Raw genomic sequence first — 14789 nt, 5'->3', positions numbered from 1 at the left:
TTATCTTCTGTGTTTAATTCTGTGTAATTTATATTTTTTATCTTTTTCCTGCCTCAAAATAATTCCTGCCAGGGGCGGTAATTTGATGGTCATAAACTTTTGATACTCTGTTTCTTCTTCATATTTTTCTTCCAAGACCTCGGATATCACTCCACTTCCACTGTACATTTCATCATCGGAGTTAAAAACTACTTCCCAGTGGGTTCCGTTGGGAATCTTTATTTTGTAATCCAAGACTTTTGGAGCCAGATTTAAGATGGTCATCAAAACATCATCTTTTCTTTTTCCTTTCCTAAGATAAACATATACAGAGTTTTCCAGATCATCTGCTTCTATCCATTCAAACCCATGTTTATCAAACTGATTTTCATATAAAGCGGATTCAGTTCTGTATAAATGATTCAACTCTTTTACCAGATCCTGCAATCCTTTATGAACAGGATATTCCAACAAATGCCAATCAAGACTTCGGGTAAAATTCCATTCGCTGGTTTGCCCGAATTCATCACCCATAAAAAGCAACTTAGCGCCCGGATGGGTATACATATATACATACAAGGTACGAAGATTGGCAAACTTCTGCCATTCATCACCCTTCATTTTATAGATCAGACTTGCTTTTCCGTGTACCACTTCATCATGAGACAAAGGCATCATATAATTTTCATTATACATATACATGGAAGCAAACGTAAGTTTATGATGATGGAACTTCCTGTTGACAAAGTCTTCCTTGAAATAATCCAATGTATCATGCATCCAGCCCATCATCCATTTCATTCCAAAGCCCACTCCGCCATCATGAACAGGTTTGGTAAGCATAGGAAAATCTGAACTTTCTTCAGCAATCGTTATAATACTGTTCCCAAATTCTTTGTAAACAGCAGTATTAAACTCCTGTAGAAAGGCTTTCGCTTCAAGATTAACATTGTCGCCATATATATTAGGTTCCCATTCGCCTTCATTCCTTGAATAATCCAGATGAAGCATTGAAGTTACCGCATCTACACGAAGTCCATCTGCATGATATCGATCCAGCCAGAACATCGCATTGGAAATCAGGAAAGATTTCACTTCATTTCTTCCATAATTGAAAATATGTGATTTCCAATCGGGATGAAATCCTTTTCTCGGATCTTCATGTTCATATAAATAGGAACCGTCAAAACGGTGAAGTCCATTGGCATCTCCCGGAAAATGGGATGGAACCCAATCCAGGATAACGCCTATATTATTTTGATGAAGTTCATCAATCAGAAACATCAGATCCTGTGGTGAACCAAAACGTGAGGTAGCTGCATAAAATCCCGTGATCTGATATCCCCAGCTTGGATCATAAGGGTACTCCATCACCGGCATAAATTCTACATGGGTAAACTCCATTTCTTTTATATAAGGAACAAGTTTCTTTGCGATATCACGATAGTTCAAAAACTTATCGGGATCATTACCTTCTCTAACCCATGAACCTAAATGCAATTCATAAACGGATATAGGTGCATCCAGGCTGTTTTTCCCTCCACGGTTCTCCATCCAATCCTTATCATTCCATTCATACCAGGTTGTAGAAACCAATGAAGCTGCCTGAATATTCTGTTCCCAGCTTAAAGCATAAGGATCACTTTTTTCTAAGATTTCCCCTCTTGCTGTTTCAATAGCATATTTATATAAAGTTCCCCATGGTAAGTCTTCTATAAAGCCTTCCCAGATCCCGGATCCGTCCCATCTTGGAAACAGAATATGATCTTTATGATTCCAATTATTAAAGTCTCCTATCACAGAAACTTTTTTAGCATGAGGGGCCCAAACTGAAAAATAAACTCCTTTTACACCATCCTTTTCTACAGAATGGGTTCCAAATTTACTATACAGCTTATAATGTCTACCTTCTTTAAAAAGATACACATCATGATCGGTGAAAAGCGTATAGGTTTTAACAGAATTCATCAAGATCAGTTTGTATTTATATTTTGTCTGAAACTACGAAAAATACTGACATTAGCGATGAATTATTCGTCAAATAATTATCAAGTTAGTTTCTCTCTTTCGTTTCCTATCAAATATATCATTTTTTAATTCACTTTTTTATGATTCCCAAACAATCTTTTTTTATAAATTTAGCAACCTAACAATTTATTAAACACTTATGATGAGGTTCGAACTTTATACTGATGAAAAAGACGACAGACCTGTATTTATCACTGGGAATTTCAACAATTGGAATCCCAAAGACTATCGTTTTCAGCTCCAGCAATCAGATTCCCGTCACTATTTCATAGAAATTGAAGACGAAATGTTTCCTGATGAAATTGAGTACAAATTCACCAAAGGAGGCTGGGAAAATGTAGAACTGGATAAATATGGCAATATCACTCCTAACCGGAAAGCAAAAAAATCACTGCAGAAAACATCCGATACCATAGAGAAATGGAGGTTAAACTGGGGACCTTTCAAGAAAGAGTTCTTCCCTACGGCTGAAGTGATTTCCGAAAAATTCTATATCCCGCAACTGGATCGTTACCGCAAAATCTGGGCAGTGCTTCCTTATGATTATCATACTTCGGATAAAAGCTATCCTGTTTTATACCTTCAGGATGCTCAAAACCTGTTCAATGAAGGAAGTGGTTTCGGGAACTGGGAAATTGATAAAAAACTTTCTATTCTTGCAGAATATGGACGTGGTGATGTTATCATAATCGCTATAGAACATGGGAGCGAAGAGCGCATTAAAGAATACATCTTTGATAATGACAATATTGCCAATGGCTCAGAAGGCAAGAAATATATTCGCTTTATCACCGACACTTTAAAGCCTTACGTAGATGAAAATTACCGTACTAAAAAAGACCGTGACAATACAGGAATTGGCGGCAGCTCTCTAGGAGCATTAATCAGTATCTACAGTGGATTTCTTTATCCTGAAGTGTATTCAAAATTATTAATCTTCTCGCCTTCTCTATGGGTGGAACCGAATAATAACTTTCCAATGATGAGCTTCCGGGTTCCATTTAAAACAAAAATATACTTATATGGCGGCGGTCAGGAAGGATCTAAAATGGTCAAAAGAATTCATATTTTTGAAGAATATCTGAAAAGATGGGAGAAAAAGAACCTTTTCGATTTTGAATTCAGAACCAATATCAATCCTGAAGGAACCCACAGTGAATTTTACTGGTCACAGGAATTCCCGAGAGCTATTGAATGGCTTTTCTATGACAACACAGAAAACCCTGTAGAAGTAAAACCTCAACAACAAAGCATTAAGAACTAAGTTTATGAAACTAATCAACAAAAAAAATAAAAACTATACCCAGATTTTCCATTTATTCACAGAAGAGGAATGGACCAAAACCGGTAAAAATTTCAATAAAAATATTGCCACTTTCTTCACAGGAAAAAAGTATGAGGTTTTCATCAATGCTCATGAAGAAGGAATCACTTACTTTATTGGACTTGGAAAATCTACTTTACAGAATTTCGAGCTTCAGCAAGTAGCTGTGAAGTTTTCTCAAACTCAAAAGGAAAAACTACAGGCAGTTCCTACTTTATTACTTGCAGATTTCCTCAATGAAAAACAGTTTGAAGAGTTTGTGAAAGGTTTATTGATTGGGACTTATAACTATCCTTTTGAAAAAAATCATCCTTTCTGGAATGCAAAGTTTGAACTTCATTTTGAGAACTTAAGTCAGAAAAAGCAGGATGATATCAGTCAGAGAGCCGATGCTTTAAGCAACGGACAAATTGCCTGTCAGGAGTGGATGAATAAGCCAGCCAACCTAAAAAGACCGGATACCTTCAGCTTATACCTTAAAAACCTGGCTAAAAAATATGAATTAAAATACACTGTTTTTAACCGTAAGAAATGCGAAGAATTAGGTCTTGGAGCTTACCTTGCCGTTAATCAGGGAAGTGCTCATGATGCAGCTTTCACTATTTTGGAATATAAAACCACGGTTAAAAATGCCAAAACATTCGGATTGGTTGGAAAATGCGTCTTGTTTGACACCGGAGGAATTTCTCTGAAACCCTTTACCAATATGCATTATATGAAGTCTGATATGGGTGGGGCAACCGCTGTTTTGGGAACTTTAATCTATGCCGCAGAAATGCAGCTGCCAGTTAATATTGTTGCTGTTCTCCCTATTACCGATAATGCTATTTCTGAAAAAGCTTTACTTCCAAGCGATGTCATTACAGCTTATAATGGTAAAACCATTGAGGTTATGGATACTGATGCAGAAGGCAGACTGATTCTTGCCGATGGACTTGCCTATTTAGCCAAAAACTACAAAACAGATTTCCTGATTGATTTGGCGACTTTAACAGGAAGCTCAGTAAGAATGTTTGGAGATACCTGCGGAGCTCTATTTTCCAATAATGAGGAACTTAAAAACCTTTTGATAAAAACCGGAGATCACACCAACCAGAGACTATGGAATCTGCCGTTATGGGATGTCTGGAAAGATGATATACAATCTGATGTAGCCGACTTAAAAAACATGTCCCTAAAACCTCTTGGAGACTGTATTATCGCAGCCAAATTCTTAGAGCATTTCATTGAAAATCACCCTAAATGGGCACATTTGGATATTGCCGGAGTAGCCTTTGGAAATGTAGGGTATGCTAAGGAAAAAGCAGCTACCGGTTATGGGGTTCAATTGCTCGCGGATTTAATTGAAAATTATCACTAAAAATTAGTTTATTACAAAAATTCTCTGTATACTTGATTAGTGATTCAGAAAAGCATATCATATTTTAATTTTTGATATTAATCAAATAATAAAGATTTGCTTTTATTTTTGATAATTCACTAAAACTTAAAAAACATTATATGGGGGAGAAAATTATAGTATGTATTTCGTGCTATTACAAGGGCTATGATTTCATGGATGAAATGAAGCAGCTCGGTAATAAAATCATCTTAGTAACATCAGAAAATCTTAAAGAAAAAAACTGGCCCTGGCATGCCATTGATGAGGTATTTTATATGCCTGAGATCAAACCATCGGTGTGGAATCTGGAACATCTGATCCAGGGATTTTCACACCTGATGAAAACCAGAAAAGTAGACGCTGTAGTCGCTCTTGATGACTACGATGTGGAAAAGGCTGCCCTCATCCGGGAAACCTTCCGTATTCCTGGAATGGGACAGACTACCCACCGCTATTTCAGAGATAAACTGGCGATGCGCCAGAAAGCAAAAGATTCCGGCATTAATGTTCCTGAATTCACTGCTGTTTTCAATGATGATACGGTGAATGAGTTTGTAGAAAAAGTTCCTGCACCCTGGGTACTAAAACCCCGTTCAGAAGCGTCTGCATCAGGGATCAAAAAGATCACCACCAAAGAACAGCTTCATGAGGCGTTAGATATGCTTGGTGAAGAACGGCATCTTTTCCTGCTGGAAAGCTTTAAACCGGGAGATGTATACCATGTAGACAGTCTTACTTTCAATAAAGAAATTGTATTTACTTCTGCATCTAAATATCTTGCTCCTCCTATGCAGGTTTCCCATGAGGGAGGCGTTTTCAGATCTAAAACTCTAGGAAGATACTCTGATGAATTCAAAGCATTGGAAGAAATCAATTCCAGGGTACTTTCCAACTTTGGGCTTCTTAATGGAGCTACTCATACCGAGTTTATCCGTGGAAAGGAAGATGGAAAATGGTATTTCCTGGAAACCTCTTCAAGAGTGGGTGGTGCTCACATTCCCGATTTGGTAGAAGCTTCAAGCAGTATCAATATCTGGAGAGAATGGGCCAAAATTGAAGACGCTCTTTTAAGAGATAAAAATTATAGTGTCTCGCCTCCTACAGGGTATTACGCAGGACTTATTGTTGCTCTTATCAAGGATAAAGAACCGGATTACAGCAAATTTGAATGTGAGGAAGTGGTAAAATTCCTTCCTATCGATTATCATGTGGGGATTGTTTACAAATCCAGTGATGCATCTGTTATAGAAGAAAGGCTGGACAGTGCTGCAGAAAAGATTAATGCAGAAATGCTCAATATCCTTCCGCCAAAAAGCAGTAAGCTAATGTCATAAAGTAATGAGAAGAGAAAGTGATATTCAAAGCAGTCTTGATTTTATAAAGCTAAATCTATCGGAAAGACCTTTTTTAATCAACAACTTAGAAAAGATCAGTACCGGAAAATGGGAAAGTAAAGCTTATTATAAATTTGTTGATTCCACGAATGCGAATAAGCCCGGATCTTCATGGAAGTTTAAAGAAAATATTATCCTAGAGCATCCTGAATTAGGAACTTTGATACTGGATATCCTAGAGCATGATGAACTTGGAGGAATTGAATTTCTCGAACGATTATAATTACTATGTTAAACCCAAATAAGAAAAAATGCCTCATATAGAACATACAGATTATTATTCCAACATATTGGGAACAAGCCTTAAGGTAGAAGTGACCGGACATTACGGCCATCCTATCATCATGTTTCCTACTTCCCAAGGACAATATACCCAAAACCATGATTTTCATCTTAATGGAAGTATCAATTGGTTTATAGAACAGGGAAAAGTAAAACTTTATAATATCCAGACCATTGATGCCTGGAGTTTTTATGATGAAAAAATATCTCCACAGCAAAGAATAAAAAATTATGAGCGCTATGTACAGTTTCTGATTTTGGAATTTGTTCCATACATCCAGAAGCTTCATAAAACCCATCGTGTAGCAGTAGCCGGAGCAAGTTTTGGCGGGTATCATGCTGCTAATTTTGCCTTTAGATTTCCGGATGTGGTCTCGCATTTATTTTGTCTTTCTGGAGCATTCAGTATAAGGAATTTTATGAACGGCTATTCTGATGATCTGGTATATTTCAACTGCCCAAGGGAATTTATACGAAATGACGAAGCCTGGAAATACAAACATATGCATATTGTATTGAGTACTTCCGATCAGGATATCTGCAAGGAAAAGAATATTGAAATGGCTGAAATCCTAAGGGTAAAAGGCATTGATTTCTGGTATGATGAAAGAAAATGGATCGGCCATGATTGGCCATTATGGAGGATGGTTTTCCCAACCTTTATCGGAGCTTATTTCTCTTAGGGTAAATTAAGCACAATAGTTTTTAACACTTAAGTTGTTATAAGTAACTACTAACTGTTTGAGAGTACACTTAAGTTTTGAAATCTTAGATTTTCAATTTTGCCGAATATCACCATTGAAGATGTGAGATTCCCCTCCTCCGGAAGGGTGTCAAATCAAAGATTTGGCGGGGTGATTAAAATAAGACTGAAAGTCGTTTATCATACACATAAAAAGGAAAAATAGAAAAAAATATATACCATTAAAAACAACAATTATGACAAAAAAAGTAGGAATTCTATTCGGTATGGAAGATACGTTTCCCTGGGCATTCATAGACAAAGTTAATGAAATGGGTGGCGGAGATATCGTGGCTGAACCTGTTACTATTGACAAACTTGAGCAGGGTGCAGATTATGGGTATGCAGTAATCATCGACAGAATTTCGCAGGATGTTCCTTTTTACAGAGCATATCTGAAAAATGCAGCACTTAATGGCACTTACGTAATCAACAATCCGTTCTGGTGGAGTGCTGATGAAAAGTTTTTCAATAATGCACTCATGAGCAAATTAGGAATTCCGTTGCCAAAAACCGTATTGCTTCCATCCCATGAGAGACCCACCGACACTTCGGAAACCTCATTCAGGAACCTTAAATTTCCTCATGACTGGGAATATATTTTCAATTATGTAGGATTTCCGGCTTATATGAAACCTCATGATGGCGGCGGATGGAAAAGTGTATACAGAGTAGAGAATCCGGATGACCTTTGGAACAAGCTTAGCGAAACTGAACAGCTGGTGATGATGGTTCAGGAAGAAATTGTTTTTGACGACTATTACAGAGTCTATTGCTTAGGCCGAAAATATGTTCATATCATGCCTTACGAGCCCAGAAATCCACATCATCTGAGATATGCAACTACCCATCAGACACAAGGTAAAGAACTTGAAAAGTTATTGAAAACCATTCATGATTATACGATTAAGATGAATGAGGCCTTAGGATATGACTTTAACACCGTAGAATTTGCTGTAAGAGACGGAATTCCTTATGCTATCGATTTCTGTAATCCTGCTCCCGATGCAGATAGAAATTCAGTGGGGGAAGAGAATTTTGCATGGATTATAGAGCATGCTGCTAAACTGGCGATTGAAAAAGCCAAGGAATATGTTCCTGGAAAACCTAATATCACTTGGGGAACCTTTGTGAAAGATTCCATAAAATAATAATAAAAAAACACAAGACAATGCATCATCAGTTTACTATTGGAATCGAAGAAGAATATCAGATCATTGATGTTGAAAGCAGAGATCTGATTTCTCATGTATCAAAAATCATTGAAGGCGGAAAAGCGGTATTAAGTGAAAATCTAAAACACGAAATGCACGAATCCATGATTGAAATGGAAACCGGAATCTGCCAGAACATTCAGGAAGCCAGAGCAGAATTAACCAATTTAAGAAGGCATCTTATCAACACAGCCCATGAACAGGGGCTGCGTGTTTCCGGAGGCGGAACTCACCCTTTCTCCCATTGGTCGGACAATAGTATCACCCAAGGGGAAAGATACATTAAAATTGTAGATGATATGGGCGATGTTGCCCGTGAAAATCTTATTTTCGGACTTCACGTACATATTGGAATTCCTAACCGGGAAGAAGGCGTAAGAATTCAGAATGTAATGCGTTATTTTCTTCCTCATGTCTATGCTCTTTCTACCAATTCTCCTTTCTGGATCGGAAGGTATACAGGTTTTAAATCGTACAGACAGGAAATTTTCGTTAAGTTTCCGAGAACCGGTATCCCAAGCTATTTCAACTCATTAGCAGAGTTTGACAGTTATGTTGATCTCTTGGTAAAAACAGGAACCATCGACAATGCTAAAAAAATATGGTGGGATTTAAGGGTTCATCCATTCTACCCTACTATTGAGTTCAGGATTTGCGATATGCCATTAAGAATTGATGAAACCGTATGTCTTGCGGCTATTATGCAGAGTTTAGTGGCTAAAATTTATAAACTTCACCAACAAAACCTTAGTTTCAGAAGCTATAGAAGGCTGTTATTAAACGAAAATAAATGGCGTGCTTCCAAAAGCGGAATTGAAGCTCATCTGATTGATTTTGGAAAAGAAGAATCTGTTCCCTATCCTCTTTTATTAAAAGAACTTTTAGAATTTATTGATGATGTGGTAGATGATCTAGGCTGCCGAGAAGAGGTTGAATATGCATGGAAAATTCTTGAAAACGGAACGGGTGCCGATAGACAGCTTCAGATCTTTAAAGAAACCGGTGATCTTACTAAGGTTGTGGATTATATGATCTCAGAAACTGAGTACGGCATAACACATGGCGAACCCGCTTCATAATATTTTTGGTAACTTTACAAAAAATATGATGTAATGAAAGATATTCGAATTGCTCTGCTGGACATGAACAACAACCATGTCAATCAAGGCTTTAGAAACATTAAAGAAATTTCTGAAACATTTCAGCAGAACTCTGAAGAAAATGTAATCATCAAGACGTTTGATGTGAGGTTTAAAGATGAAATGCCGGAGATTGGAGACTTTGATATTTTTATTTCTTCAGGCGGACCAGGTACTCCACACCGCGAAGGTTTTGAGTGGGAAGAAAGGTTTGCTCATTTTTTAGATTCCATTTTTGAACATAATAAATACAACGAAGATAAAAAGTATCTTTTCCTGATCTGTCATTCATTCCAATTGGCAAGCATTCACTGGAAATTAGGAAATATTTGTAAAAGAAAATCCTATTCTTTTGGAGTAATGCCAATACACAAAACCGATGAAGGCAAAAAAGAATTTTTATTCAAAAACCTTCAGAATCCTTTTTATGCGGTAGATTCCAGAGCTTATCAGTTTATTGAGCCGGATCATGACCGTTTCGAGGAATTGGGAATGACTGTTATGGCTATTGAAAAATTCCGTCCACACATTAATCTGGAAAGAGCTGTAATGGCGGTTCGTTTTTCTGATGAGATATTCGGAACCCAGTTTCATCCGGAAGCAAGTCCTGAAGCTTTGATAGAGAATCTTAAAGACGATAAGAACAGAGAAGCCATGATTGAAAATTTCGGAATGGAAAAGTATCTTGAAACCATGGACAGAATAGATGATGAAGATAAAATCATCCTGACCAGAAATCAGATTCTTCCGAGATTTCTTCAGTTCGCAAAAAAAAACATTTTGAAGGAAGTTGAGTCTTTGGTTTAATAAGTTAGGAAGCTGGAAGAGGGAGGCAGGAGGTTACTGGCAGTAATTCAACTTCTGATAAACTTTTGATTTTAATCTGGGATAAATAACTTTAGCCTTACCTTAAAATCCCGACTTCAAGTACTTCCCTCTTCCAGCATCCAACTTCCATCCTATTAAATATCGGGCATTATTGCTCGATTTTTTTAACATCACAAAAGAAAAAATATGATCCCAAAATACAGAAAACAGTTCAATCAGGAGTTTTCAGATGAAAAATACACACAATTTAAAGAGATTTTAAAACAAAAAGGTGGTACAGAACCCGGTTTCAGAATTTCAGAAAGCCCAATTTTCCTTACCAAAGCATTTGAAGGTAAATTACTTGATGCCAGTGAAAGTATCATTAGCCAAATCAAGGCTCTTCCGGCTGAAACACTTCAGAAAGCAATTCCTGATAACTGCAGAGTTCCTAACGACACAAACCAGCCTCACTTTTTCACCATTGATTTTGGAATCTGTAAAAATGAAAACGGAGAAATTGAACCACAATTAATTGAACTTCAAGCCTTCCCTTCGCTATATGCGTTCCAAAAGATTTATGAAGAAACGTTCTGTGAAGTATATCCTTTCCTTTCGGACATCCGAAACACTATGCCTCACGAAGATTTTAAACAATATTTAAAAGATCTGATTGTGGGGAACGAAAATCCTGAAAACGTAATTCTTCTCGAAATTTTCCCTGAAAAACAAAAAACAGCTATTGACTTTGCTTTAACCGAACAATTACTGGGTATTAAAACAGTGTGTTTAACAAAGGTAAAGAAGGAAGGTAAAAAGCTTTATTACGAAAACAATGGAAAATTTATTGAGATCAAAAGAATCTACAATCGTGTCATATTTGATGAACTCGACAGAATTCCGGGCCTTACAACTGAATTTGATTTCCGTGAAGAAGCAGATGTGAAATGGATTACTCATCCGAACTGGTTCTTTAAAATTTCTAAATTCCTTTTGCCGTTATTAAAACACCAATTTGTTCCCAAAAGTTATTTCCTTCATGAGTTTCCGGAAAATGAGGATCTTGAAAACTTCGTATTGAAGCCATTATTTTCATTTGCAGGAAGTGGTGTAAATTTAAATCCAACGAAAGAAATCACGGATGCTATAGAAGACAAAGAAAATTATATCCTGCAAAAGAAAGTAACGTATGAACCCCTCTTTGAAGATATCAATGGAGAGTTTTCAAAAGCAGAAATCCGGTTGCTCTATATATGGAAAGAAAATGATGAACGCCCTATCCTATTGGAGAACCTGGGAAGAATGACCAAGGCTGCAATGGTAAATGTAGATTTTAATAAAAAAGACGCGATTTGGATCGGAAGCTCAAATGCTTTTTTTGCAGAAGAATAAGATTCCTTGATGATGATCTGAAATAAAATTGAATCCGGCTGAACCTTCGGTTCAGCCGGATTCATTATAATATACTTACCAATTATCTCCTTTTTTTAAAATAAAACTCTTTCCATTGATTATTTTCTGCTGATTTATTTTTACTTCAAAAGCCCTCCAGTCAAAACAATAAAACACTAATTACCAACACATTAAAACACTGTAGTACAATTGTAGTAGAGTTGCTTTTGGAAATTTATTTTACTTTCGCTTAAAAATTTTCAGAAATTTCTCATTATAAAGAGTAGTAAAAATTCAATTATAAAATTTTAAAATATGCGAAGCTTAAAAAGCACATCTGTTATGGTATTATGTTTATCTTTTTTATCAGGCTGTAATACCCATCTGAAAAAAAAGGATCAGTCAGAGCTTGACCTTTATTTGGATGCCGTAGTAAAGCCGGTGATGGAGAAGAATAAAATTCCGGGATTAAGTATTGCAGTAAGTATAAACGGTAAACATACCTTTTTTAATTACGGACTGGCTTCAAAAGCAGATCATGTAGAGGTTACCAATAAAACTTTATTCGAACTAGGTTCTGTAAGCAAAACATTCACGGTTACGTTAGCCAGTTTATCACAAATGAACGGAACACTTAACTTTTCCGATCCTGTGAGCAAATACATGCCTGAGCTGAAAAACAAAGCTTTCGACCAAATAAAACTTTACAATCTTGGAACGCATACCGCTGGTGGGTTTACCCTACAATTGCCTGATGAGGTTACTAACAACGAGCAACTCATCAATTACTACAAATCATGGAAACCTGATTATCCGGTAAGCACTCAAAGAATATACACGAATCCGAGCATTGGTCTGTTAGGTATTATTGCAGGAAAAACATTCAAACAGCCTTTCACAAAAGCAATGACCCAAAATGTCTTCACTAAAATGGGTTTAAACAATACATTTTATAATATACCAGCCAAAAACATGAAGGATTATGCATTCGGTTATAATAAAAATGATGAACCCATCCGTGTAAACCCAGGAGTTTTGGCTGATGAAGCTTACGGAGTAAAATCATGTACACAGGATATGATCAGGTTTGTAGATGCTAATATGGGAATCGGAAACATTGACAGTAAATTATCTGCTGCTATAATGAATACACATACCGGCTATTTCAATACCACGGAAATGACCCAAGATCTCATTTGGGAACAATATAATTACCCGGTAACACTGGAACAGCTACAAAAAGGAAATTCATATGATATGATCTACAAGTCCAATCCGGTAAAAGAAATTCTTCCTCATGAAAAGCCAAAATCTGATGTGCTAATCAATAAAACGGGTTCTACAAATGGTTTTGGAGCTTATGCAATGTATGTTCCTTCAAAAAAGATTGGTATCGTAATTCTTGCAAATAAAAATTACCCTAATTCTGAAAGGATTGATATTGCTTATAAAATACTTATGTATATAGAAAAATCTGAAAAACGATAATAGATCAATTTGAAAAAGAGGTTGTTTTAAAAAAGTGAATATTTGACTTTTATCATTGATGATGTTGAATATTTGGTTTCAACAAAGGGATATCATTATTCACTATACTTCATATCACTTAAAGTAACCTTTGTGAAATAACCTCTTTTTTAATTATAGTTCTAAAACCCAGGTTCCCAAGTCTACATCTGTGGGCAATTCAAGTTTCTTTTTAAGTCTGTATTTCTTAGTTTCAACTGCTCTTACCGTTACATTTCCGCATTGTCCGATTTCTTTGTTGGTAAGATTAAGTCTTAAATAAGCAATAAACTTTATATCATGATTGGTAAGTTCAGGGTATTGTGAAGTCAGTTTTGTATAAAATTCGGGATATACTTCTTTAAACTTGCTTATGAAAAAAGGATTATTGGATATTGCCATTTTAGACAAATCATTAATTGAAGTATCTACTTTCTTTTTCAGTTGATCCGTTTCTATCGTTTTTTCACTGATAATTTTTTTCTGTTCTTCAAGAAGCTGATCTCTCCCTTTATTATTATTTTTATGTCGTTTCCGAATCATAAATACAGCTATAAGAGAAGCTGCTGCAATACAGGCAATGGCAGTAATAATTAAGTAGAGATTATTTCGTTCTTTTTCCTGTTCAATGGCAAGGTTATTAATGACAGAAGCCACAGCTTTTCTTTCTCCTGAGTGAATGCTGTCATTGAGTTTTGTATATTTTGTAAGATACTCATTGGCTTTTGGAGTATCACCTAAAGCCAGATAAGTTTGGTAGATATTTTTATAAGTGTCTATAATATCTGCCCCACGATCTATTTTCAGATAAATGGGTAAAGATTCCTGATAATATTTGAGCGCTTTTTGGTAGTCTTTTTTCAGGGTGTACAGGTTTCCGCGTCTTGTTGCAATGGCTCCGTAAGTATGGAGAGAGCGATTATTCTTTACAGCTAATCCATATGCCTTATTCAGATAGTATTCTACAGAATCTAGTTGTTGTTTTTGGGATAAAAGCTGTTCTGCAATTCTTACATAAATTTTGGGTTCATTAGGAAAGGTCTTTACTCCTTTTTTACGCATTATATTAATAGAATCCGGAAGCTTTAAATCTTCAAAATTAGACCACTTCCAGATATACACAAAAAATAAAGAGCTCTTGTTCTCTTTTGTATCAGGAGCATGCTTAAGATATTCTATAGATTTATCCAGTTGAATATTGGCCTGATTGTAAAGTCCTAAGAAAGCATAATTTCTCGCAATTTCATTACACAATCTGGCATTCAGTCCATTGTTATTAATCAATTTGAGCTTTTTTCCAGCTTCATCCAGATAGTGAAGGCTTTTCTGATGCTCATCAAATGTAGAAAGTGCATTAGCAATATTGATATTGGCTAAAGCCTCACCTTCAGGGTTATCTTGCTCTTTATAATATCGGAGCGCTGCTATATTGTATTGAAATACCTTTTCATATTCTCCTCTGTTTTTATAGATATTGGTGATATTATCCAGCTCTGCAGGAGTATAGTTTTGAGAATAGGACAGTACACAAAAATAAAGAAAGAAAATAAAGAGTGCCTTTTTCATAAAAACCGATAGGATGGCAAGTTAATATTTTTTAT

The 14789-nt window shown here is 36.1% G+C and carries 12 protein-coding genes; 10 read left to right on the top strand and 2 right to left on the bottom strand.

Going from position 1 to position 14789, the window contains the following annotated elements; all coding sequences use genetic code 11:
- Entirely contained in the window at nt 1-1947 is a 1947-nt protein-coding gene (gene glgB / locus J2772_RS02545) for a 1,4-alpha-glucan branching protein GlgB (RefSeq protein ID WP_209912997.1), read from the bottom strand.
- 202 nt (nt 1948-2149) lie between these two features.
- Here glgB and J2772_RS02540 point away from each other — a divergent pair, with 202 nt between their 5' ends.
- The 10 genes from J2772_RS02540 to ampC all read left to right on the top strand — a co-directional run bounded on the left by J2772_RS02540 (nt 2150) and on the right by ampC (nt 13170).
- Nucleotides 2150-3271 carry an alpha/beta hydrolase gene (locus tag J2772_RS02540; protein ID WP_209912996.1) on the top strand — a complete coding sequence of 374 codons (1122 nt, stop codon included), beginning with the start codon at nt 2150-2152 and terminating at the stop codon, nt 3269-3271.
- A gap of 4 nt (nt 3272-3275) precedes the next feature.
- Nucleotides 3276-4691 carry a leucyl aminopeptidase family protein gene (locus tag J2772_RS02535; protein ID WP_209912994.1) on the top strand — a complete coding sequence of 472 codons (1416 nt, stop codon included), beginning with the start codon at nt 3276-3278 and terminating at the stop codon, nt 4689-4691.
- Nucleotides 4692-4831: 140 nt separating this feature from the next.
- The gene (locus J2772_RS02530) at nt 4832-6046 is read left to right on the top strand and encodes an acetyl-CoA carboxylase biotin carboxylase subunit family protein (RefSeq protein ID WP_209912992.1); all 1215 of its coding nucleotides are present in this window, start codon (nt 4832-4834) and stop codon (nt 6044-6046) included.
- Nucleotides 6047-6050: 4 nt separating this feature from the next.
- Nucleotides 6051-6329 carry a hypothetical protein gene (locus tag J2772_RS02525; protein WP_068943550.1) on the top strand — a complete coding sequence of 93 codons (279 nt, stop codon included), beginning with the start codon at nt 6051-6053 and terminating at the stop codon, nt 6327-6329.
- Nucleotides 6330-6357: 28 nt separating this feature from the next.
- Nucleotides 6358-7071, top strand: a complete 714-nt coding sequence (locus tag J2772_RS02520) for an alpha/beta hydrolase-fold protein (protein ID WP_209912990.1) — start codon at nt 6358-6360, stop codon at nt 7069-7071.
- 256 nt (nt 7072-7327) lie between these two features.
- Nucleotides 7328-8281, top strand: a complete 954-nt coding sequence (locus J2772_RS02515; protein WP_089736262.1) for a RimK family alpha-L-glutamate ligase — start codon at nt 7328-7330, stop codon at nt 8279-8281.
- Between the two features lie 20 nt (nt 8282-8301).
- Entirely contained in the window at nt 8302-9423 is a 1122-nt protein-coding gene (locus J2772_RS02510) for a carboxylate-amine ligase (RefSeq protein WP_209912988.1), read from the top strand.
- A gap of 33 nt (nt 9424-9456) precedes the next feature.
- A complete protein-coding gene (locus J2772_RS02505; RefSeq protein WP_209912986.1) occupies nt 9457-10290 on the top strand; it encodes a type 1 glutamine amidotransferase in 834 nt (277 codons plus the stop codon).
- Nucleotides 10291-10497: 207 nt separating this feature from the next.
- Nucleotides 10498-11682, top strand: a complete 1185-nt coding sequence (locus J2772_RS02500; protein ID WP_209912985.1) for a hypothetical protein — start codon at nt 10498-10500, stop codon at nt 11680-11682.
- A 315-nt stretch (nt 11683-11997) separates the two neighbouring features.
- Complete coding sequence (ampC, locus tag J2772_RS02495; protein ID WP_209912983.1) at nt 11998-13170, top strand: class C beta-lactamase; 1173 nt, start codon at nt 11998-12000, stop codon at nt 13168-13170.
- Between the two features lie 153 nt (nt 13171-13323).
- Here ampC and J2772_RS02490 read toward each other — a convergent pair whose 3' ends face one another.
- Nucleotides 13324-14754 (bottom strand): tetratricopeptide repeat protein, encoded by a 1431-nt coding sequence (locus J2772_RS02490; RefSeq protein WP_209912980.1) that lies wholly within the window; start codon nt 14752-14754, stop codon nt 13324-13326.
- Nucleotides 14755-14789 lie beyond the last annotated feature (35 nt).

The organism is Chryseobacterium jejuense, from assembly GCF_017877355.1.
In the GTDB taxonomy this organism is placed as follows: domain Bacteria; phylum Bacteroidota; class Bacteroidia; order Flavobacteriales; family Weeksellaceae; genus Chryseobacterium; species Chryseobacterium jejuense_A.
This window is presented reverse-complemented; position numbering and strand designations above follow the sequence as displayed.

Bases quoted from the DNA above. Each gene is read 5' to 3' on its own strand.
- glgB (WP_209912997.1), bottom strand. From the start codon at position 1,947: ATGAATTCTGTTAAAACCTATACGCTTTTCACCGATCATGATGTGTAT.
- J2772_RS02540 (WP_209912996.1), top strand. From the start codon at position 2,150: ATGAGGTTCGAACTTTATACTGATGAAAAAGACGACAGACCTGTATTT.
- J2772_RS02515 (WP_089736262.1), top strand. From the start codon at position 7,328: ATGACAAAAAAAGTAGGAATTCTATTCGGTATGGAAGATACGTTTCCC.
- J2772_RS02510 (WP_209912988.1), top strand. From the start codon at position 8,302: ATGCATCATCAGTTTACTATTGGAATCGAAGAAGAATATCAGATCATT.
- J2772_RS02535 (WP_209912994.1), top strand. From the start codon at position 3,276: ATGAAACTAATCAACAAAAAAAATAAAAACTATACCCAGATTTTCCAT.
- J2772_RS02500 (WP_209912985.1), top strand. From the start codon at position 10,498: ATGATCCCAAAATACAGAAAACAGTTCAATCAGGAGTTTTCAGATGAA.
- J2772_RS02505 (WP_209912986.1), top strand. From the start codon at position 9,457: ATGAAAGATATTCGAATTGCTCTGCTGGACATGAACAACAACCATGTC.
- J2772_RS02520 (WP_209912990.1), top strand. From the start codon at position 6,358: ATGCCTCATATAGAACATACAGATTATTATTCCAACATATTGGGAACA.
- J2772_RS02530 (WP_209912992.1), top strand. From the start codon at position 4,832: ATGGGGGAGAAAATTATAGTATGTATTTCGTGCTATTACAAGGGCTAT.
- ampC (WP_209912983.1), top strand. From the start codon at position 11,998: ATGCGAAGCTTAAAAAGCACATCTGTTATGGTATTATGTTTATCTTTT.
- J2772_RS02490 (WP_209912980.1), bottom strand. From the start codon at position 14,754: ATGAAAAAGGCACTCTTTATTTTCTTTCTTTATTTTTGTGTACTGTCC.
- J2772_RS02525 (WP_068943550.1), top strand. From the start codon at position 6,051: ATGAGAAGAGAAAGTGATATTCAAAGCAGTCTTGATTTTATAAAGCTA.